Raw genomic sequence first — 21632 nt, 5'->3', positions numbered from 1 at the left:
GGCGGTGCTCTATGCGCTTTCCTTGCGCGCCGCGCAGCGCGGGCGGTCGCCGCAGGACGGGCAATTGAGACCGCCGCAACTGCCGCGGATGGGCCGGCCTTTGAAAATCACGCCCACCGCCATCGCCGCGACGACAATCAGCAGGACAAGAAAACTGGCGATGTAAATCATTCCCCGATTATACAAGACATGCAAGACATACAGTGCATACAAGGCATACCGGCATACAAGACACGCAGCCCATGCCGCCCGCTACTGCAACACCAGATGGCCTGAAAAAGCCTCGTTGAAAGTCTGCGAGAAACCGTCGCCGGCCTGCTCGATGAAGTACACCGCCAGCCCGTGCGCCTCGGCGATGGCCAGCGCCTCGTCCTTGCCGAGAACAAACAGCCCCGTCGCCCAGGCGTCGGCCTCCATCGCGGTGTCGGCGATGACGGTCATGGACGCGCCGCGGTACGGCGCCGGTTCGCCGGTGCGCGGGTCAATTCCGTGCGAGTAGCGCCTGCCGTCGAGTTCGATGAAATTGCGGTAATCGCCCGATGTCGCAATGCCGCGCCCCTTCAGTTCGACGATGTGCATCGTCTCGCGCCAGCCCGGCGTCGGCTTCTCGACGCCGACGCGCCACGGGCGCAGCAACTGGCTGACGCCGGACGCCCTGAGCTCGCCGCCGACCTCGGCCAGGTAGTTGTTCACGCCGTGCGCCGCCACCAGCGCGGCCACCCGGTCCACCGCGTAGCCCTTGGCGATGGCCGACAAATCCACCTGCAATGCGGGCACATCCTTGCGCAGCGCCGGCGGCTCAAGGCGCGCCGACAAATGCCGGTAACCGACGGTTTTCATCAGGTCGTCGAGCAGCATTCTGTCCGGAAATGTCCCCTCCTTTTGCGCCGCGCCGAAACCCCACAGGGCGACGATGGGCGCGACCGTCACATCAAAGGCGCCGCGCGTGTGGCCGCTGATTTCAAGCGCCTGCGCGACGATTTCAGCGAGCGCCGGCGACACCGGCTGCCACGCCGTGTCGCGCGAGCGGTTGAAACGGCTGATTTCGGAATCCTCGATGTAGGTGGACATGGCGGCGTTGAGGCCGTCGAACAACACGGCGATTTCCGCCGCCATGGCGTCGTATTCCGCCGCCGGAACCGCGTCAAACAGTTTCACCGACCAGGTCGTGCCCATGGTCTCGCCATGCAGCGCGTGCTCGGCGGGCGGCGGCGCGGCGTCGCAGCCCGCAAGCGCCAGCAAAGCGGCCAGCAAGAGGCCCGCCAGGGTGACCGGCGCGGCGGCGCGGCGCGGCGCCGGCGTCATCCGCCGAAATCGTCGAACAGGATGTTCTCTTCCTCGACGCCCAGTTCGTGAAGCATGCCAATCACGGCGGTGTTCATCATCGGCGGCCCGCAGATGTAGTATTCGCAATCCTCCGGCGCCGGGTGCGACTTCAGGTAGCGCTCGTAGAGCACCTGGTGGATAAAGCCGGTCAGCCCTTCCCAGTGATCTTCCGGCTGCGGGTCGGACAATGCGATGGTCCACTGAAAATTGTCGTGCTCGCGCTGCAAGTCGTCAAAATCCTCGACAAAGAACAACTCGCGGTAACTGCGCGCGCCGTACCAGAAACTGATGCGGCGCTTGCTGCGAATGCGCCGCAACTGGTCGAAGATGTGCGAACGCATCGGCGCCATGCCGGCGCCGCCGCCGATGAAGATCATCTCGTTGTCGGTGTCGCGCGCGAAAAAGTCGCCGAAAGGCCCGGAGATGGTCACCGCGTCGCCCGGCTTCAGGTTGAACAGGTATGAAGTCATCACGCCCGGCGGCAGGGCCGGGTCCGGCGGCGTCGCGATGCGGACATTCAGCATGATGACGCCTTTTTCATCGGGGTAGTTGGCCATTGAGTAGGCCCGCGTCACCGGCTCGGCGGCCGCCGACCGGTAGCGCCAGATATCAAACTGGTCCCAGACATCGCGGTAGTCCTCGCCGACATCAAAATCGGCGAAGCGGACCTTGTGCGGCGGGCACTCAATCTGCACATAGCCACCGGCGCGGAAATCCACCTCGTCCCCCTGCGGCAGTTCCAGCACCAGGTTCTTGATGAAGGTCGCGACATTGTCGTTGGAGCGCACCGTGCATTGCCACTGGCGGCAGCCGAACACTTCCGGCGGCACCTCGATTTCCATGTCGCGCTTGACCGTCAGTTGGCACGACAGCCGGTCGCCGTTGCGCGCCTCGCGCTTTGTGATGTGGGTGGTCTCGGTCGGCAGAATGGCGCCGCCGCCCGACAGCACGCGCACGCGGCACTGCGCGCAGGTGCCGCCGCCGCCGCAGGCCGACGAGATGAACAACTGGTTGTCGGCCAGCGCGGTCAGCAGTTTCAGGCCGACCGGAACCTCAAACTCGGTCTCGCTGTTAACGACAACCCGGGCGCAGCCCGACACCACCAGCCGCGCCTTGGCGACAAGGATGACGAAAACCAGCACCAGCACGATGCCGGTGAAAAACCCGACTCCCAGCGTGATTTCAAGCATGGGGGCAAGTGTACACAAAAAACCCGCGGGCGGCGGAAACCGCGCCGCGGGTTTGTCGGTGCGAAAGCGCCCCGGTCAGGGGGTGCCGCCGCTGCCGCCGCCGCTTGCGGCGATAGAGGCAACGGCGCCGAACAGCCCGGCATAGGCATCCGTCAGCGTGTTCAGGGCATTGACAGTGGCGTCAGCCTGCTCTGCCGTGAGGGTGCTCCTTTCGCTCTGCACATTGTCGAAGACAACGCCCCCCAGCAAACGGGAGAAGGTGGAGAGAATGCCCAGAGGGTCACTGCTGCTGCCGGTGCCGCCGGACACGCCGGAAATCTCCCGGTCCGACATCAGCGACATCGCCTCTTGCGACGGCAGCGTGATGTGCCAGCACTTTTCTTCGTTGCGGTGCACGACCACCTCGGCGTCCGCCGCCATTTCCTGGCCGCTGATCTTCGCAATCGCCGCTTTCGGGTCCTTGTCAAATGCGGCGCGAAAATCCGCATCCCCTATATACATCGCGGCCAGCATCGCAGAAATCGCCTCGGGCGTCATCTGCAGCGTTACCGCATTGGCTTGTTTTTGTTCCATTGATGGGTTCCTCCTTGGTAGTTGGGTTGATATTTAAGCCACCCTTACTTTATGCAAAAACCCGCGCCCCGGTCAATACTGACAAAGGTTTCTGAGCGGACGGCGCGGCGCGGCGCAGGCAAAGAAAAACCCGCGGGCGGCGGAAACCGCGCCGCGGGTTTGTCGGTGCGAAAGCGCCCCGGTCAGGGGGTGCCGCCGCTGCCGCCGCCGCTTGCGGCGATAGAGGCAACGGCGCCGAACAGCCCGGCATAGGCGTCTGTCAGTGTCGTCATCGCAGTGGTAACGGTGGCGGCATCCTCATCCGAGAGTGCGGTGCCTCCGGTGCCGGAACAGCAATCGCAAAGGCCCGACCCGACCAGCAGGGGGCCGACAATGCAATTGAAAAAGGTGGCGGGACCGGCCCTGGTGCCGCCGGACACGCCGGAAATATCCTGGTCCGACATCAGCGACATCGCCTCTTGCGACGGCAGCGTGATGTGCAGGCACTTGTCTTCGTTGCGGTGCACGACCACCTTGGCGGCGGGCGCCATTTTCTGGCCGGTAACCTTCGCAATCGCCGCTTTCGGGTCTTTGTCAAACGCGGCGCGAAAATCCGCATCCTTTGCATACATCGCGGACAGCATCGCAGACACCGCCTCGGGCGTCATTGCCAGCGTTACCGCATTGGCTTGTTGTTGTTCCATGATTGGATTCCTCCTTATGGTTGGATTGATATTGTAAGCCGCGGCTACTTTGGCGGAAACCCGCGCCCCCGTCAATACTGACAAAGGTTTCTGAGCGGACGGCGCGGCGCGGCGCAGGCAAAGAAAAACCCGCGGGCGGCGTAAGCCGCACCGCGGGTTTTGTCTGCGGCTGGAACAGCCGGTTCAGCCGTCGTTGCCGCCGGCAGTCCCGGCCTGAACAGCCGCTGCGGCAGTTGCGACCGCCATGCCGGCAGCGGCAATACCCATCGGGCCGGGAACACCACCGACCACGGTGGCGGCAAGAGCGGCGGCGGGGGGTATGCCCTGGCAAGCGGCGGCGCAAATAGCGGGCGTAGCCGCAACCAGCGACAGCGCCGCTGTCAAACCGCCCATGCCGCCGGCGACATTCGCGATGTCCTCGTCGTCCAGCGCACCTGCGGTTTCCTGCGCCGGAAGCGTCAGATGCCAGCGCTTGTCTTCATTGCGGTGAACCACGATTTCCAGGTCGGACGGCAGTTCCTGGCCGCTCATTTTGGCCAGCGCCGCTTTCGGGTCTTTGTCAAACGCGGCGCGGAATTCCGCATCCACGGCGTAACGAACGGCCAGCACCGCGGATGTCGCCTCGGGCGTCATCGGCAGTTGAACCGCGTTGGCTTGTTCTTGTTGTTCCATGAGTGAACTCCTTGAATCTGTGTTTTGTTGTGTTGTCTCAATTTGCATTGTCCGGGCGGTATTGCCCCGATGGGTTTCAATATACAAGGCGCCGTGCCGCTGTCAATACTGACAAAGGTTTCTGAACGGACGGCGGCGCGGCGCAGGCAAAGAAAAACCCGCGGACGGCGTGAGCCGCACCGCGGGTTTGTCTTTGTCCGGCAGCCGGGTTGCCCGGCTTGCGAACTGTCGGACTTGCTCAGAAAGGCTGGTTCGGGTCAATGCCGCGTTCGCGGCACCACGCCTCGCCGTACACATCGCCGCAGGTGTGCCATGATTGCAACTGGATGTGCCGTCCCCGGCCTCCAGCCACTTTTTCCATGTCAGCGTCCTTTATCGCGGCGTTGGCGCCGGCATCGGCCTTCGCGGCACCGCCTTTCGACCGGTCCTGTGACACGAATCAGCCCCAGCAAATGCCGTAGCCGTAGCCGCGCGGATGCTCGTGAAAGCCCCCGGACACCACTTCCATGTCCTTGTCGCCCAGTGTGGCGATGTGCTCCTTCGACGGCAGCGCGATGTGCCAGCATTTCTCGTCGTTCTGGTGCACCTCGACCTTCATGTCGGACGGCACTTCACGGCCCGCAATCTTCGCAATCGCGGCCTTCGGATCTTTGTCGAAGTCGGCGCGAAACTGCGCGTCCTTCAGGTACCGAATGGCCAGATCCGCGGACGCCGTCTCCAGCGTCATCGGCAGCGTGACCGTGTTGTCTTCCTGTTTTGCCATGTTAACACCCCCTGTGTGTGTTGTTATGTTCCGAAGTCGGCGCCCATTTGCGCCCCGCCTTGCGGCCTGTCCCCCGACACGCAATCAGCCCCAGCAAAGGCCGTGGCCGTAGCCTTGCCGATGCCTGCTAAAGCCTCCGGACACCACTTCCATGTCCTTGTCGCCCAGTGTGGCGATGTGCTCCTTCGACGGCAGCGCGATGTGCCAGCATTTCTCGTCGTTCTGGTGCACCTCGACCTTCATGTCGGACGGCACTTCACGGCCCGCAATCTTCGCAATCGCGGCCTTCGGATCTTTGTCGAAGTCGGCGCGAAACTGCGCGTCCTTCAGGTACCGAATGGCCAGATCCGCGGACGCCGTCTCCAGCGTCATCGGCAGCGTGACCGTGTTGTCTTCCTGTTTTGCCATGTTAAACACCCCCTGTTGTTGTATTGCTGTTATGTCCCGAAGTTGACGCTCATTATACCCAATGCCGGCGCCCCGTTTCAAGCATGACAAAGGTTTCTGAACGGGTGCGCGGGCCGGGCAAAGAAAAACCCGCGGGCGGTGAAAACCGCGCCGCGCAAGGGTTTCAGGCGGCGTGCGGCGGCGCGCTCAGAACAGGATGCCGGAAAACGCCATGAAGCCGAGCGACATCAAACCGACCGTGATGAAGGTGATGCCCAGGCCCTGAAGCCCGGCGGGAACATCGCTGTATTTGAGTTTCTCGCGGATGCCGGCAAGCGCCAGAATGGCGATGGCCCAGCCGAATCCGCTGCCGAAGCCGTACACCACGCTCTCGGCGAAGTCGTAGTTGCGCTCGACCATGAACAGCGAACCGCCGAGAATCGCGCAGTTGACGGTAATCAGCGGCAGAAAAATGCCGAGCGCGTTGTAGAGCGCCGGGAAAAACCGGTCGAGCAGCATCTCGAGTATCTGCACGACCGCGGCGATGACGCCGATGTAACTGATGAAGCCGAGAAAGGACAAATCCATCGCCCCCAGGCCGGCCCACGCCAGCGCGCCCTTCTTCAGCAGAAACTGGTAAATCAGGTTGTTGATCGGCACCGTCAGCGCCTGGACGACGGTGACGGCGATGCCGAGGCCGATGGCGTTCTCCATCTTCTTGGAGATGGCGAGGAAGGTGCACATGCCGAGAAAGAAGGCGAGCGCCAGGTTCTCGACAAAAACCGACTGAACCAGCAGTTGCAGGTAAATTTCCATCGCGTGCGTCGGCGGGCGTCAGGCGGCCTGCGCCTGAATGCGAAACTCCGGCTGCTCGACCTGCTGCGGCTTGCACGAGCGAATCACCCAGATCATCAGGCCGATGATGAAAAACGCGCTCGGCGGCAGCAGCATCAGGCCGTTGGGCTGGTACCAGCCGCCCTCGGAAACCAGTTGCAGCACCGGGTAGCCGAGCAGCGTGCCCGAACCGAACAACTCGCGCGCGGTGCCGACCACCACCAGCACAAAACTGTAGCCGAGGCCGTTGCCGAGGCCGTCGAAGAAACTCGGCGCCGGCGGATTTTTCATCGCGTAGGCCTCGGCGCGCCCGAGCACGATGCAGTTGGTGATGATCAGGCCGACGAAGACCGACAGCGTCTTGCTGATTTCATACACATACGCCTTCAGTATCTGGTCCACCAGGATGACCAGCGAGGCGATGATGGTCATTTGCACGATGATGCGCACATTGGTCGGCACATGGTGGCGGATCATGCTGATGGAGACATTGGACAGCGCCAGCACCGAGGTCAGCGCAAGACACATAATCAGCGACGCCGCCAGCGTCGTCGTGACGGCCAGCGCCGAGCAGATGCCGAGAATCTGCAGGGTGATCGGGTTGTCGTCCACCAGCGGATCAATCAGCACCTTTTTGTTTTCACGCCATGCCATTGTTTTTTTCCTGTTGTCTCCCTTGTCAGCCGCGGCCCGGCTCCGCGCCGGCCTGTTGCGGCCAGTTTTTGACCAGAAATCTCCGGTAGCCGCGCTCGCCGAACCAGAAACGAATCATGTTGCCGACGCCGTGGCTGGTGATGGTCGCGCCCGACAGGCCGTCCACCTTGTAGCGGGCGCGGCTGTCGGCGGCGCCGACCCGGCCCTTGACGACATCAAGCACCGGCGCGCCGACGCCGCTTTCATAAACGCGCTTGCCGCGCCACAGCGCGCGCCACGCCAGGTCGTCCACGCGCCCGCCGAGACCGGGGGTCTCGCCGTGCCGGTAGAATTGTAGCCCATAAACGGTGTTGGCGTCGGCCTCAAGCGCGATAAAGCCGTAGAGGGTGGACCACAGGCCGTAGCCGTACAGCGGCAGCACAATCTTGTCCAGTTGGTCGCCGCGTTTCAGCAGGTATATCTTGGCAAACCGCGGCAGGCGCTGGATGCGCGCGATGTCGTCGCCGGCCGCCAGCGCGGTGCTCAACTTCGGGTCGCGCGCGGAATTCACCATGTCAAAGCCCGCAATCTCCGGCTCGCCGACATATTCGCCGCTCGCCAACTCGACGATGCGCGCCTCGACGACGGCGCCGGCCTCGGCGTCGCCGTCGTCGGAACGCGGCAGGCCCGCGACCTGCCGGATGCTGGCGTTGAGTTCGGCCAGCCGGTTCTGCTCCTGCAGGGGCCGCAGCATCACCGCCGCCGTCGAGACGACGACCGAACACAGCACGCACAGCGTGAAGATGACAATCAGCGTCTTTGATACCGAATCATTGGCCATAGCGTTTCATCCGTTTGCGGGCGTTGGCGCGCACGACGAAGTAGTCTATCGTCGGCGCGAAGATGTTGGCGAACAGGATGGCGAGCATCACGCCTTCCGGGAAGGCCGGGTTGACGGCCCGTATCAGCACCGTCATGAAACCGATCAGAAAGCCGAATATCCAGCGCCCGGCGTCGGTGGCCGCCGCCGACACCGGGTCGGTCGCCATGAACACCATGCCGAAGGCGAAGCCGCCGAGCACCAGGTGCCAGTGCCACGGCATCGAGTACATCGGGCCGGCGTCCAGCCAGTTGAACAGCAGCGAAGTGGCCACCATGCCGAAGAACACGCCGAGAATGATGCGCCACGACGCGATGCGCGTGTACACCAGAAACACCGCGCCGATCAGGCAGCCGAGCGCCGAAGTCTCGCCGAGCGAGCCGGGAATGACGCCGATGAACGCCTGCCACCAGGTGTAGCCCTCGCGCGCGACGCCCTCCATGCCGGCGGCTGCGGCGGCGGCGAGCGGCGTCGCGCCGCTGTAACCGTCCACCGCGACCCACACCTCGTCGCCGCTCATGAACGCGGGGTAGGCGAAGAACAGGAAGGCGCGCCCGGTCAGCGCCGGGTTCAGAAAGTTCTTGCCGGTGCCGCCGAACACCTCCTTGCCGATGACGACGCCGAATGAAATGCCGAGCGCCACCATCCACAGCGGAATGTCGGGCGGCAGCGACAGCGTGTAGAGAATGGAGGTGACGAAAAAGCCCTCGTTGACATCGTGCCCGCGCACCGTCGCAAACAGCACCTCCCACAGGCCGCCGGCAATCAGCGTGACCAGGTAGAGCGGCAGAAAATGCACAAAGCCGAGCCACAGGCACGCCCACACGCTGGCCGGGTCGTGGGAGACGCCGAGGCTCGCCGTCAGCGCGCCGCGCCAGCCGGGCAGTGCCGCCAGCCCCATGCCGGACAGCGCGGCGTTCGCCTGGTAGCCGGTGTTGAACCACGACACCAGCACGCACGGCACGGTCGCGACGACGACATAACTCATGACGCGCTTGATATCCAGCCCGTCGCGGATGTGCGGCGCGCACGCGGTGGTCTTCGGCGTCCAGTAGAGGAACGAATCCACCATCTCGTAGATGGGGTAGAAGCGCTGCCAGCGCCCGCCCGCCTCGAACAGCGGCGCCTTGGCCTTCATCAACCGCCGCAGCCCCGCCATCAGCCTTCCTTCTCGATTTTGTCGAGGTTGGCGCGCAGCATCGGCCCGAATTCGTGCTTGCCGGGGCACACGAATGAGCACAGCGCCAGGTCTTCCTCATCAAGTTCCAGGCAGCCGAGTTGCTGGGCGCCGTCGGTGTCCATCACCACCAGCGCCTTCAGCAGTTGCGTCGCCAGCAGGTCGTACGGCAGCACCCGCTCATACAGGCCGATGGGCACAATCGCGCGCGGGCTGCCGTTTTGCATGCAACTGAACGAGAACCGCCGGTTTTTTCTTCTTCTCATCCACGCCGGCAGGAACGCGCGGCTGGCCGAGAACAGCCGCAGGCCCGGGCGTATCCACGCCAGAAACGGGTTTTCGCTGCGCTCGAACAGCGCCGTCACCTGCAACCCGAAGCGGCCCAGAAAGGCCGACCAGCCTTCGGCCTTGTAGCCGGACAGCGGCGAGCCGACGATGAGGCGCACATCGCCCGCGCCGGTGCGAATCATGCCGCGGCACAGTTCCGCGACCGACGCGCCGAGGCGCGTGCGCAGCAGGCGCGGACGCTCGGCGGCAGGCCCGCCGAACGCGATGATGCGCCCGGTCGGATAGATGCCGGTCAGAAAGAACTCGCCGATGGCAATGACATCCTGGTAATGAATCGTCCACACCACCTTGTCGCCGTGGACCGGGTCGAGGTGGTGGATGTGGGTGCCGGCGAGGCCGGCGGGGTGCGGGCCGGCGAACTCGACGCGGTGAAACTGCGGGTCTTCGCGCACCGTTGTGATGGCCGACGACTCGGCGACGCAGACATAGACCGGGCCGTCGGTGAGTTTCGCAATCAGGTGCAGGCCGAGGTCAAAGTGTTCGGAGGCGGCGGCCACCACCGCCTGCGGGTCGGCGGCGAGCGGCGAGGTGTCTATCGCGGTGACAAAAATCGAGTGCGGCACGCCGTCCGGCGCCGGCGTCTTGCTGTACGGGCGCGTTCTGAACGCCGGCCACAGGCCGCCGTTCAGCAGGCGTTCGGCGATGCGTTCGCGCTCCAGTTCCATCGCGCGCGCCGCGTCGTACGGCCCGAACTTGTGGCTGCCGACGCCGTCCAGTTCAATGACGATGGATTGCAGCACGCGCCGCGCGCCGCGGTTGATCTCGACGACGGTGCCGGCGCCCGGCGAGGCGTAGTGAATCTCGGGGTGCGCCTTGTTGACGAACAGCGGCTGGCCGAGGATCACCTTGTCGCCGACTTCGGTCTTCATGCGCGGCACAAGGCCGTGGTATTCGTTGGCCATCAGCGCGACCCGCGACACCGGCGGCGCATCCTCGACGCGCTGCGCCGGCTCGCCCGGAACCGGGATATTGAGGCCCTTCTTCAGGCGTATCAGCATGACAACATATCCAACGGGCGGCGCACGGCCCCGCAATTCCACCCCCGACGCATAAGATTGCTATTATACACCGGGCGCGGCAACCGGACCCGGTCATTGAACCATTGCCGCGGCCACGCAAACCATGGGCATTTCACGGCAACTCCACCGACGGGCGTGTCTTTCGATACCCGGCGGCGTCAATTCGCCGGTGCGGGCTTTCAGGGCGGTCGGCGGCCATCCGCCGTTCATCGAGAGCGCCGCCGGCGCGCGCCTGTTCGACGCCGACGGGCGCGGCTACATTGATTATGTCGGCTCGTGGGGGCCAATGATACTCGGCCACGCCCGCGCCGAAGTGGTGGACGCGGTGCGCGAAGCGGCGGCGAAAGGGCTGAGTTTCGGCGCGCCGACCGAAGCGGAAACCCTGCTGGCGGAAAAAATCCGCGAGGCGATGCCGTCCATCGGCAAACTGCGTCTGGTCAATTCCGGCACCGAGGCGACGATGAGCGCCGTGCGCCTGGCGCGCGGCTTCACGGGCCGCGACCGCGTCGTCAAATTCGACGGCTGCTACCACGGCCATGCGGACGCGCTGCTGGTCGGCGCCGGGTCGGGCGCGCTGACATCGGGCGTGCCGGACTCCGCCGGCGTGCCTGCGGCGTTTGCCGAACAGACGACGGTGCTGCGCTACAACGACGCGGCGCAGGTGCGCGAGGTCTTTGCGCGGGCGGGCGCCGAAATCGCCTGCGTGATGGTCGAGCCGGTGGCGGGCAACATGAACTTCGTTCCCGGCGACCGCGACTTCCTGAAAACGCTGCGCGAATGCTGCCACACGCACGGCGCGCTGCTGATCTTCGACGAGGTCATGAGCGGCTTTCGCGTCGCGCCCGGCGGCGCGCAGGCGCTGTACCGGATTACGCCGGACCTGACGACGCTCGGCAAGGTCATCGGCGGCGGCCTGCCGGTCGGCGCCTTCGGCGGGCGCGTCGACATCATGGAGCAACTGGCGCCGGAAGGCCCGGTTTACCAGGCCGGCACGCTGTCCGGCAACCCGATTGCGATGGCGGCGGGCCTGAAAACGCTGGAATTGCTGCTGCAACCCGGCGTCTTCGACTCCATCGCCGCCAGAACAACGCAACTGGTGGAAGGACTGCGCGAGTGCGCGGCGCGCGCCGGCGCGCCGTTTTACTGCGACAGCCTCGGCGCGATGTTCGGCCTGTTTTTCACGCACGACGCGCCGGTGACTTCGTTCGCGCAGGTCAAACAATGCGACACCGACCGCTTCGCGCGCTTCTTCACGCGAATGCTGGAACGCGGGATTTATCTGGCGCCGTCCGCCTTTGAGGCCGGTTTCGTGTCCGCCGCGCATTCGGAGGACGACATCGCCGAAACGCTGACCGCCGCAAGCGCGGCGTTTCAGGAGGGGTGAGGCGGGCGAGGCCGTTGCCGGGTTTTGCGGCGGCGGCTATGCGGCGTTGGCGGATTGACGGCGTCGGTGTGAATGCGGCGCTGTGGCGTGTGCGCGTCTGGCGGGCTTGACAGCGCCGGTGTACGAATGCGTTGGCGGCGGGGCGGGCGCTATTCCGCCTGCTTTCTGATTTCCTCGCGCACTTCGTCCATGTCCAGCGCTTTGGCCTTGGCGACGAGGTCTTCGAGTTGCGCCGCGGACAAGGCGCCCGGCTGGGAAAACATCAGCACGCGGTCGCGAAACAGCATCAAGGTCGGAATCGAGCGAATCTGGTAGGCGGCGGCGATGTCCTGTTCCTTCTCGGTATCCACCTTGCCGAACACAATGTCCGGATGGTTGTTTGAAACCATCTCAAAAACCGGCGCAAAAGACTTGCACGGCCCGCACCAGTCCGCCCAGAAGTCAAGCAACAAAATGCCGTCCGCTTCCAGCGCCTGCTGAAAGTTCTTGGCGGTGATTTCGATTGTGGACATGGCGGTTTTCCGGCTGAAAGGGCAGTGTATCAGTACCGGGGGGTTATGGCGATGCCGCTTTCCGGGAAACGGGCTGGCCGGCGGGAAACAGGCCCGCACTCGGGTTTTGCATCAAAACGTCCTTGATTCTCGGAATTGCCAACTCATCAAGATACTCCTGACTATCGTCAATTCCGACAAATTCGCGGCCATTTCTCAGCGCAACCACGCCTGTTGTAGCACTGCCGCAAAACGGATCCAGCACAATATCCCCTTCCTTGCTGCACGCCAGAATAATCCTCTCCAGAAGGGCCTCCGGCTTTTGAGTCGGATGCTTTCCGTGCCTTTTCTCCCTGTTTTTGGGCGTTCCAATCACCCAGACACTTTCCATCTCTTTGCCCGGCTTCTTGATGAAGTCATCAGCCCAATCCTTGCTTTTGATTAATTCGTAATCGAAATAATATCTCGCTTTTTCATCCTTGCTTACCCAGAGCAAAGTCTCATGGCTCGCCGTGAACATGCGGCAAGAAAGATTCGGAGCGGCATTCGGCTTAAACCAGCAAATATTGTTTATCAAATGCCAGTCCTGCTTTTGCAGAGCAAAGCCGCAGGCATAAATAGAATGATATGTTCCGGAAATCCACAGCGAGCCATGCGGTTTCAGGACGCGCCGGCAGGCGTTTATCCACGCATCGTGAAACGCAAAATCATCCTCTATGCCTTTGCTCTTGTCCCATCCGCCTTTGTTCACACTCACACGTTTCCCCGCATGACAGGTGAAACCGTCATTTGACAGGTTGTAGGGCGGGTCGGAAAAAATAAGGTCAATGCACTCATCGGGAAGTTGCTCCAATGTTTCAATGACATTTCCCTTGTACAGTCTTACCGCTTTTGATGAAAAACAGGCTTTCATTTTTGCACTCGCTTGGTTCAATTGTCGCTTTTTGAGTTGAATCACACTTGATGTGTGAAAGGACAATCTAGCGACCCTAACTAGCAGGCTCTTCGTATATTTCACCGCATTCCCTGCAATAGAGATTAAATTCTCCATTCACAGGTTCAGACCGGACGAAAGACGCCTTACCATGCTCATCAGCACGGTAAAGATCATACCAGTTCGGGATGGTGCAAAACTCACCATGCCCGCATGACTTGCAGTGACCAAGTTTATGCTTCATACGGTTTGCCTGTCAGACGATGATGCTATTCTCAGAGATTATCATAACTAATCAAAGGCACATTAGTATTCGCCATCTTCTTGGGGTTCAGGCAAAGAAAAGTGTTTCTTAACCTCTCCCAATTTTCTCTCAGCCCTTTTCCGTACTTCTTCCTCTAACTCATCTTTAGTGAACGATTTGTCCTCGTTTCTCCATTCAGCACGAACCACTTTCCTATAACTCTTTGTAAGAGTCGACTCCAAATTGTCAAGATACTCACCCCAATCACCAACCTTGTTTTCATCAAGAGAAAGTACAACCAGCGCAACCAATGCCCCTAAAGCAGCTTCAGCCTGTCCAAGGCGATAATTAACAATGCTTCTATTCTGGTCAAGAATAATATGTTCCAAACATCTCTGCACTCCTGAAAGTTTCCTTTCAACCTTGTCCTTGTCAGGATCATAGGCAAACAATTTAGAGAGGTTTTTCTCATGCCACGCTTTATTCAAGATATCAACAAACCATTTTGAATAGTCAACAAAGGGGACAGCCCCTGTTTTATCCTGATATTTCTCGTAAAGGCTCCCGTAGGCAAACATAATGCCTCTCATCCCAATGAGGTGGAGCAACATGGGCGGCAGCAGACCCTTCGCATCCTCTATCTCTTTCTGGATTTCTCCAATTTTTTCTATGATTTTATCCCTGAGCTGGACATCTTCACCCCAAGCAGAGGTAGGCCCAAATCTAATCCAGTCAAAAGCATTTTTCCCTATATCAGAATCATCGCAATATTTGTGTTCTATTTCGCGTAATTTCTGAATGTATGTTTTGTATGGTTCAAACTTCTCAAACACTGTAACAACTCCAGGCAAAACATACTTGCGAACTCTCTCCCGGATGGCCTTTGTTTGCTCCTCTGTCAAAGAATATTGTCTTCCTTGCTTCCGCTTTCTAGACCCTCGTCTTCCCCTGCGGCCTGAACCTGCCTTTTCTGCGAGAACAGCAGACAAATCAGTGTCATCAGGCTCTATGTTAAGCATAGAGATTTGTTCATATGAGAAATTTTCGCCCAGTATGTAGTGGCCAAGCCAGTCTCTGACTTCCACCACAGATTGGAGCGCAACAAATGATGACCTCTCTTTTTCCTCACCACTTTCCTGTCCACGCCAATCATAAAAAAGAAGCGGAACCTTCTCTGGATTGAGTCCCCCTTCTTTAACAACATTCTCATGGCTATACTCCAGTATTTCCTGTGTGCAAATTTCATTGACACATTGATCATCCAACAAAATTTGTCGTGCCTCATTAGGCGGCTTCGCTTCTTTATTGATATAAATAAAAATATTTCTCACCACCTCAAGCATCTTACCCTTAATTTGGGCCTCATCAGGAACAACAGCCAGAATAACAACAGGAATTAACCAGTTTTTGATTGTGTCACTTCTCCGAGAATCATCATAGATACGCTTTAATGCGGACAATCGGTGTTGTCCATCAACAGCAACTATTCTGGTGCTATCACTATTCCATTCAAGTTCTGCATATCTGCCAATATCAGGCTTAGAGTCTTCATCACGGTACTTAAACCTGAAGTATCCTTTTCCTTCTGCAAAACGATTAAAACCGTCTGCATCCCCCTCATCCTCCTCAGAGAACTCTACATCTAATAACTCTTTTTTAATTTGAAAGCCTCCGGCCTCATCTGAGCTCGGAAGCAATGTCAGAGTGATGGGATTAAAGAATTTAACTTTATTCCCATCCATAAAATAGGGTATAAGGCTATTAGTAACCCGTTCTTCATCAACCTCCCTTTGGAAAAGATCTCGGACGCCCCATCTCTCACTTCCCGGGATTTCGTTGATAAGATGGACTACTTTTTTCAATCGTTCCGGACTTATATTTCCTTGAAGGTATATGATTTGCTTACCGTCTCCGGCGCCAAACTCACCATAAACGCCTCTAAGGCGCTGGTCATAAGTTTCTTGCATTTTCCCTGGAAGAGTCATTGATATTTAACCTCATGTTTAAGTTTATTTTTTGCTGAATGGCGGAACAGACATTCTAAGCAACAAAAATTCCAAAAGATCGCGATCTTTTTCAGGAAGCTTGTTTGGAACACAGGCAAAAACCAGGTCCTCTACACGCAAAGAAACGTCAAGCTCATCAAAGAAATCACAAACCCGATTGTGAAAAGAGCTGCTTGCCAAATGGTTCTCATATCTACCTCTTAAGTTTTGGCTTTGGCCTATATAAAGAGGGGGAGAAAATACGCTTAGCTCCAACAGAGCATCACGGAAAAGACGAGATTGATCTTTATCCGCGATAATTTCCCTCCATCGTGCTTCACGTTGTCTATTATGAGGCACCAACGCCTTAGTGTCCACGCTTATATTTATATTCATAATTTTCCAGTTCAAATTGGCCTGTGCTTGGAAAGAATTACTCTCCGTTTCAGCCTCGTACCAATGTGTCTTGTTGACAAATTGTAACTGGTCTTGCATGGAATCCCCGTCTTTATCAAAAAGAATATAGAGAGGCAAATACCACGCATAGATTCCCTGTTCGGCTGGAATTTGATTCTTCGTTTTATGGGTATAAAAACGAAGCTTTTTATGTAGTTTATCAAAAACTGAAGCCATTGTCGTATCATGAATTCACTTTCACAAACTACAAATCAGGCAGGCTTCATCATCATCTTCATCTGCTTCTTTCAGAAGTTCCTGCCAAGACTTGGTCTTGTCTTTTGAAGAATTGATTTCGGGCATGCTGCCTGCTTCTTGTGCGCGTTTCAGCAATTCGTCCAATGTCATCCCCTCAACCCATGTGTATTTTGAGTGGTTGATGTTCTCAAGTTTCTCAAACTGTTTGGCTTTTTCAAACAAGTCCGGATGTTGCTGGGCGAGGCCAAGCCATTCCGACCTGCGCTGGAAAAAACAGAAATAGCATCCGGAACGACTTCTCCATTTGTAGTACTCCGGGATGCCGACAGAGTTTTCAAGTATCTGGAATATGTCTTTACGCACAAGGCCGTCCTCTATGAACGGATAAACCGGCTTGATGTTTTCCTTGTGCGATATGTATCCCAGCCTGTTTTCATCAGCGCGGATGCCGATGTAACTGACAGCCGGGTCATCACCGATGAATTCCTCAAACGGCTTGATTTTCATCTCCCGCGTGCACCATCTTTGCCGGGGTGAAGGCAAAAAGTTCCCGTGCTTTTTCAGGTGGTGAATAAAGTCCCTGCCACTGTTAAGCCGAACAATCTCTTTGGCGAGATAATCTTCCAGCCGATCCAGAAAGTCATAAACTTCCGGCAATTCGGCGCCGGTGTCACAGAAAAAGTATTCTACTTCGGGTGCTTTGCCATGGTCGTGCAAGTAAATCGCAAGTGCCGCGCTATCCTTGCCGCCGGAAAGCCCCAATACATGGCGAGTTTCCGTCACAACGCTACCTCATCGTTCATGTCCGGGACGTCTTTGGCAGTACTTTGGGCATCGCCCTTTTCTTTTTTGCCATCTGACTTGTAAGACTCCAGAAACTCTTTTGTCAAGGTCGCCAAAACTGAAAGTTGTATATCTTTGTCGTCTCTCTCTCGCAGTTCGCTCATGACCTTGTCTTTTATCTGGTTCACTATCTCCAACGATTCATTGTCAATCGCAACAATCTCTTCTCTCGCAACCTCACCTGAAGAAATTGCTTTCAACAGAATGAACTTGTAGTTTTTCTCGCCGTCCGAATGGCTGTCTGCATACAATCTTATTTTTTCCAAATCCTTGATATGCTCCGAGTATTCAAGGAGTTTGTACTCAAACAAATTGCGGTCAGTGTCATCCCACTTGCGGGGCGGCTTTCCCTTTGCAAGAAAAGTCAATATCCCCTTGAGCCATGCGTCCTCGTCAATATCCTCGTTATTGATTCTGATAAGCAATCCCTTTGCCCCGTGAACATCAATCGTGTATCGGTCCAACGCAACCAGCCGTCCGACAAGCTTCGCCCGCAATTTGGCGGTGTCGGTCTCATGTGGCAGCCCAAACGTCTCACAGATGATTTTTTTCTGTTCCTCAAGCATCACAGGATAGGCGGATTTCAACTCACGCAACGCGCGTGTCAAGGTATCTATGAAATCCTTGCCTTCTTTTGTGCCCCGGATGGAAGAGCCGTATCCGCAAGCCTTCGGCAACGCCTCATAAAGCAAATCTTTCGGAGACTTTGCATAGGCAAACGCCTTCCTGACCTCTTTTGCGGTTTTGGAAACTTTGCCGGTTTTCGATGTGTATTCGGGCAAGCCATCAAAAAAGCCAACCAGGGGTTTTGTCAAATCAATCAGTGTGTATGTTTTCTTTGTCCCTTTCAACAAACTTGCATAGTGCTTGAACAAAGACGCGCGTATGCCTTCTATCCGGAAACGCTGCACTGAAAATGAATCAGGCTTTCTGGCATAGCGCTCCACAAGTTCTTCAGTCAAGTAAGGCGTGTACTTGCCGTCCTCGTACAGAGCAACCTCATGCTGGTTAACCAAGTAGCATGCAAAATAAAGCGCAGGCAAAACCCCTGCTTTCAACCCATATGGCGGGGCTGACAATTCCGCATCCAGTTCCTGAAAGCACATGGGCTGTTTCTCTGACTGCTCCAAAAAGGACTCCAGCCGTCGCCACACCGGGAGAAAATTACATGAATCCGCTTTGTCCGGTTCAGACAACTGCCATTGCCCTTTTATCTGTCTATGCAGTCCGGACGCCTTGAGCATTGCCCTGTAAATCGCCTTCTCCGGCGGAAATTTCTCCAAGCCCAAATCTTCCCTATCCTGACCGCTGAACAGTGCCAGCAGCAACTGTTTGCGGGCGGCGTTCCCTTGCCCCGAAAGATTGGACCGGTTGATAATCTCATTCTTGATAATCGGCGTAGCATGGTAAATGGTGTCCATTGCCCCGGACAATTCCTGCTGCAAAGAATACTTGTCTTTGATATCGAGTTTTTCGCCCCTCCAAAACCACGAACTTTCATTTGCCCGACTCAATATGTCGCCAATGGCGTTGCGCTCTTCAATCAACGCAACCGCATACCTGTCTTTCAACTCTCTGGAGGCAATCGGGTCGGAGTGCAATGTCGGCGACTCTTTCTGTATCTTCTCCAACGCCAATGATTCAGCCACTTTCTCGCGCAACTGCTCACCTTGGGCGCATTCAACAATGATGTCCGCATCGGAATAATAAGGCTTTATTTTTTGCCTGAAACGCTCCTTGTCCTCTCTCACTCCGGCAGACAGGTAGAAAACAATTCGGGGAACATCGCACTCAGACCCGGCCTGACGATAAGAGACGGCATCCACAAAAACCGGCAAATAATAGCGCAATGCGCCTTTTTCTATGGTGTGCTTTCTCGCAACAATCGGCGGCATAGCATGGCGATAATTTAATTTCTCGGCCAGCGGGAACCGGCCAAATTTTTCCTTTGCGTTTCCGACCTCACCCTCTATGTCAAAATCACTCCCCTGCCAAACACGGAACTCATCGCTGTACTTGCGGTAAGTGATAACAGACTTGTCGCGCAGCCTTTTGATGGACTGATCAACCGCCCCTTTCTTTGGCAGACACAAGCGCAAAACCTCTTTAGACGCCCTGAACTCGCCCTGGCTTCCAATCACATTAAGCAGCCCGATGGTTTTCAGAACCCGGATGTCGTCCGCCTGTGCATCACCCAGGCGATCAAGGGCCGTTGTAACTTCCACCCACCGCCGCTGTATAAGGTGGTCATGCGACGAATACACCCTGTTCAACATGAAATAGTCGTAGATGTCCGAAGGGTAAATCCATTCACCCACTTTGTTCAAAGACTTCAGGCTGTCCTGAAAGCCGTGTTTTTCCCTGCTGCCCAGATAACTGAACAGGGTTCTTTCATTTTGGGCGACCTTCTGACACAGCACCGACAAAATGAGCAATGAAACCGGGTGCAACGGATAGCAGCCCTGAAACACGGCGTCGGCTTCTTTTGCGTTCAGGCCGTCAGGAAGCGAATGAGATTGTGACAAATCCTTTCTGATGGCTTGGGCAAGACTCTTGATGCTGGCGCGCTCGCCGCCGGTAAATTGATTGTCCAGTGCCGCTTGCACAATGCGAAGCGTCTGTTGAACCGGCTCGACAAACGAGGCCGTTTCATACCGCCCCCTGACCTTTTCCCATTCATTCTGCAACACCCTGCCCCGCCCTTTTGCATACTGCTCAAAGGACTGGTGCAGCATCACCAAAATAGAAAGCGTGCCGACGCTCTTGTTAACCGTTTTTTCGGCAAGTGTCTGCAACAGATGAATATCATTCGCGTCATGGTGACGCACTTCGTATTCAAGGAACTTGCCGAGTTCATCAATAATGATGGTGAGTCCGCCACCGCCTTTATTGTGAACAGCCTGCTGCAAATTGACCACCGCATCCATCACTTCGCTTATTTTGATTTTCTTCTTGCGGGCAAGGCCGGACAATTCCTCCAGCACATTGGGCCTTTTGCCTCTTGCGCCCTCCCAATACTCTCTAGCGGCATGTTCAAGGCTATGGGCCAGCCTGTTTGCAAGCGGCTCCGGGCTTCCCGTCAGCAAAACCATGCAGTGCCCGGATTTGCCCGCTGCCCTCTTGAGGGCGGCGGCAAGTTTCCCGTCGGATTGCGCGAGTTTCTTAATGGCTTCCCGATGTTCGTTTCCTTGAAAAGCGCGAAGCAGGCAGGACAAAAACACCGCAAAAGACGATTTCCCCGTGCCATAGGGACTAACCAGGCACCATGCCTTGGGCGAACCGGGCTTCTTGTGCGTTTCGTGAAAATGCCGAAGTAATTGAAGCGCGTTGTCGGTAACAATGTAAGACCGTATGCCCTCTGTGGAAACAATGTCCCTTTCCAGATTGACAGAGCGGGTGTACAGCGTGTTAACCGATACTTTTTCTTGCATGTTCATGCCGCCTTCCTGCCTCTTGTCCCGGAGTAATAATCCTCCAGATAACTCATTGAATCCGCTTTTTCCTGCAAAAGATAAATCTGCCGCAAACCCGCGGTTTCCCTGATGTCCCAGTCCCCGGGAAATTGTCTGGTCAATCTTTCCAATTTGCCGAGCAGCGCATCCTCTGTCAGCCGAAAAACCGAAGCCAAAGAGGGCAATGCCACACCGGGATAAACCAGTTCCTCTATCGGAAACATCCTGGCGGATGTGTGTTGAAACAACTGCGCCAACGCAAACCCGAGAATATGCACAGGCAAATTCTCGCGGTTCTGAGGCTGCGAAAGATAGGCCGCGTTCATTTCAACGTTGTCAATCAACTCCAGCAACGCAAGCGGAGAATCCAGCGCGTCTTCATCCGCGTGGCGGCCTTTGCTTTTTTTGGCGGGGGCATACATCCGCAAAAGAACTGAAATATCTTTCTTGATAGACGATTCGGCGGTTCTCGCCGTAATCTTCTCCTCCGCAAAATCCTGCAACGCTCTGGTCAGTCTCTCGCCGTCAAATTCGTAATTGTGATAATGATTGAAAAACCAGTAGAAACTCGTTGCATTGCGGGCATTGGAGGCAATAAGCCAGTGCACCAGCCAGATAGTTGCTTCATCCTCCAGATAGGGGTCAAAGCCCGTTTTTTCATCAAAAACACGCTTGCCGACAGGGGTGGGAGCCATCCCCCTCGTCGCTTTCCCAATCAACTGCGCCGCTTCCATCCAGTAGTAGATGGAATGCACCATGTTCTTGCCCACTCCAAGGGCGACTGTTGCGTCATCCGATGAAAAAACGGACGGGTCGCGCGCAAAGGCGTGAAAGCCCTTGGACAGCCAACTGAATCGCAAAGCAAAAGTCTCGTGTCTTCCGAAGGAGACTTTTTGCTTATCGAATACTTTGAGTGCGAGGTCCAAATTCACAGGAAGCACTGAATGCTCTCGTTCCATACCGAGAACATAAAGGAATTGGAAGGTGTTGGACAGACAATCCCGACGAACGGTATTGTTTGTCCGACGAACAGCATTTGAGAGGGAATCTCATGGCTCCGGGGGACTACTATACTACACACTCCCTCATCCCGCATCCGCCCCCGCGCCCCCTTCCCCCAGCCGCTCCTCCAGCAACCCATGCACCCCCCCAAAGTCCCC

Annotated in this window: 22 protein-coding genes; 1 reads left to right on the top strand and 21 read right to left on the bottom strand. The window is 57.3% G+C overall.

Annotated elements, in window-relative coordinates; all coding sequences use genetic code 11:
* Positions 1-9: 9 nt before the first annotated feature.
* From OXU50_01860 to OXU50_01795, 14 genes are all read right to left on the bottom strand, one after another.
* Positions 10-171, bottom strand: a complete 162-nt coding sequence (locus OXU50_01860; GenBank protein ID MDD9868628.1) for a DUF539 domain-containing protein — start codon at positions 169-171, stop codon at positions 10-12.
* A gap of 81 nt (positions 172-252) precedes the next feature.
* The gene (locus OXU50_01855) at positions 253-1305 is read right to left on the bottom strand and encodes an FAD:protein FMN transferase (GenBank protein MDD9868627.1); all 1053 of its coding nucleotides are present in this window, start codon (positions 1303-1305) and stop codon (positions 253-255) included.
* Positions 1302-2516, bottom strand: coding sequence for an NADH:ubiquinone reductase (Na(+)-transporting) subunit F (gene nqrF / locus OXU50_01850; GenBank protein ID MDD9868626.1), 1215 nt, complete (start codon positions 2514-2516; stop codon positions 1302-1304). Before nqrF ends, OXU50_01855 begins: the two co-directional genes overlap by 4 nt.
* A 75-nt stretch (positions 2517-2591) precedes the next feature.
* Positions 2592-3089, bottom strand: a complete 498-nt coding sequence (locus OXU50_01845) for a hypothetical protein (GenBank protein ID MDD9868625.1) — start codon at positions 3087-3089, stop codon at positions 2592-2594.
* Between the two features lie 182 nt (positions 3090-3271).
* Positions 3272-3772 carry a hypothetical protein gene (locus OXU50_01840; GenBank protein MDD9868624.1) on the bottom strand — a complete coding sequence of 167 codons (501 nt, stop codon included), beginning with the start codon at positions 3770-3772 and terminating at the stop codon, positions 3272-3274.
* A 183-nt stretch (positions 3773-3955) separates the two neighbouring features.
* Entirely contained in the window at positions 3956-4444 is a 489-nt protein-coding gene (locus OXU50_01835) for a hypothetical protein (protein MDD9868623.1), read from the bottom strand.
* Between the two features lie 238 nt (positions 4445-4682).
* Positions 4683-4805 (bottom strand): hypothetical protein, encoded by a 123-nt coding sequence (locus OXU50_01830; protein ID MDD9868622.1) that lies wholly within the window; start codon positions 4803-4805, stop codon positions 4683-4685.
* 78 nt (positions 4806-4883) lie between these two features.
* Positions 4884-5207: a hypothetical protein gene (locus OXU50_01825; GenBank protein ID MDD9868621.1), complete on the bottom strand. Its 324-nt coding sequence runs from the start codon at positions 5205-5207 to the stop codon at positions 4884-4886.
* 84 nt (positions 5208-5291) lie between these two features.
* Positions 5292-5615 (bottom strand): hypothetical protein, encoded by a 324-nt coding sequence (locus OXU50_01820; protein MDD9868620.1) that lies wholly within the window; start codon positions 5613-5615, stop codon positions 5292-5294.
* 186 nt (positions 5616-5801) lie between these two features.
* Positions 5802-6410 carry an NADH:ubiquinone reductase (Na(+)-transporting) subunit E gene (gene nqrE / locus OXU50_01815; GenBank protein MDD9868619.1) on the bottom strand — a complete coding sequence of 203 codons (609 nt, stop codon included), beginning with the start codon at positions 6408-6410 and terminating at the stop codon, positions 5802-5804.
* Positions 6411-6428: 18 nt separating this feature from the next.
* The gene (locus OXU50_01810) at positions 6429-7082 is read right to left on the bottom strand and encodes an NADH:ubiquinone reductase (Na(+)-transporting) subunit D (protein MDD9868618.1); all 654 of its coding nucleotides are present in this window, start codon (positions 7080-7082) and stop codon (positions 6429-6431) included.
* 25 nt (positions 7083-7107) lie between these two features.
* Positions 7108-7902, bottom strand: coding sequence for a Na(+)-translocating NADH-quinone reductase subunit C (locus OXU50_01805; GenBank protein ID MDD9868617.1), 795 nt, complete (start codon positions 7900-7902; stop codon positions 7108-7110).
* Positions 7892-9100, bottom strand: a complete 1209-nt coding sequence (locus tag OXU50_01800; GenBank protein ID MDD9868616.1) for an NADH:ubiquinone reductase (Na(+)-transporting) subunit B — start codon at positions 9098-9100, stop codon at positions 7892-7894. The genes OXU50_01805 and OXU50_01800 overlap by 11 nt, the downstream gene beginning before the upstream one ends.
* Entirely contained in the window at positions 9100-10464 is a 1365-nt protein-coding gene (locus OXU50_01795) for a Na(+)-translocating NADH-quinone reductase subunit A (protein MDD9868615.1), read from the bottom strand. Before OXU50_01795 ends, OXU50_01800 begins: the two co-directional genes overlap by 1 nt.
* Positions 10465-10588: 124 nt before the next feature.
* Between OXU50_01795 and hemL the strand changes: the two genes are divergently transcribed.
* Complete coding sequence (gene hemL, locus OXU50_01790; GenBank protein ID MDD9868614.1) at positions 10589-11869, top strand: glutamate-1-semialdehyde 2,1-aminomutase; 1281 nt, start codon at positions 10589-10591, stop codon at positions 11867-11869.
* Positions 11870-12018: 149 nt separating this feature from the next.
* On the opposite strand, the gene trxA is transcribed toward hemL, so the two are convergent.
* The 7 genes from trxA to OXU50_01755 form a co-directional block, all read right to left on the bottom strand.
* Positions 12019-12381, bottom strand: coding sequence for a thioredoxin (gene trxA / locus OXU50_01785; GenBank protein MDD9868613.1), 363 nt, complete (start codon positions 12379-12381; stop codon positions 12019-12021).
* A 43-nt stretch (positions 12382-12424) separates the two neighbouring features.
* Positions 12425-13273, bottom strand: a complete 849-nt coding sequence (locus tag OXU50_01780; GenBank protein MDD9868612.1) for a site-specific DNA-methyltransferase — start codon at positions 13271-13273, stop codon at positions 12425-12427.
* 327 nt (positions 13274-13600) lie between these two features.
* A complete protein-coding gene (locus tag OXU50_01775; GenBank protein ID MDD9868611.1) occupies positions 13601-15523 on the bottom strand; it encodes a hypothetical protein in 1923 nt (640 codons plus the stop codon).
* Between the two features lie 24 nt (positions 15524-15547).
* A complete protein-coding gene (locus OXU50_01770) occupies positions 15548-16156 on the bottom strand; it encodes a hypothetical protein (protein ID MDD9868610.1) in 609 nt (202 codons plus the stop codon).
* A 21-nt stretch (positions 16157-16177) separates the two neighbouring features.
* Positions 16178-16960, bottom strand: a complete 783-nt coding sequence (locus OXU50_01765) for a phosphoadenosine phosphosulfate reductase family protein (GenBank protein MDD9868609.1) — start codon at positions 16958-16960, stop codon at positions 16178-16180.
* Complete coding sequence (locus OXU50_01760) at positions 16957-20457, bottom strand: hypothetical protein (protein ID MDD9868608.1); 3501 nt, start codon at positions 20455-20457, stop codon at positions 16957-16959. The genes OXU50_01765 and OXU50_01760 overlap by 4 nt, the downstream gene beginning before the upstream one ends.
* The gene (locus OXU50_01755; protein ID MDD9868607.1) at positions 20454-21431 is read right to left on the bottom strand and encodes a DUF4007 family protein; all 978 of its coding nucleotides are present in this window, start codon (positions 21429-21431) and stop codon (positions 20454-20456) included. The genes OXU50_01760 and OXU50_01755 overlap by 4 nt, the downstream gene beginning before the upstream one ends.
* Between the last annotated feature and the right edge of the window lie 201 nt (positions 21432-21632).

This window comes from Gammaproteobacteria bacterium, assembly GCA_028817225.1.
Lineage (GTDB): Bacteria > Pseudomonadota > Gammaproteobacteria > Poriferisulfidales > Oxydemutatoraceae > Oxydemutator.
Note: the sequence above shows the minus strand (reverse complement) of the source record. Positions and strands in the feature narration are given on the sequence as shown.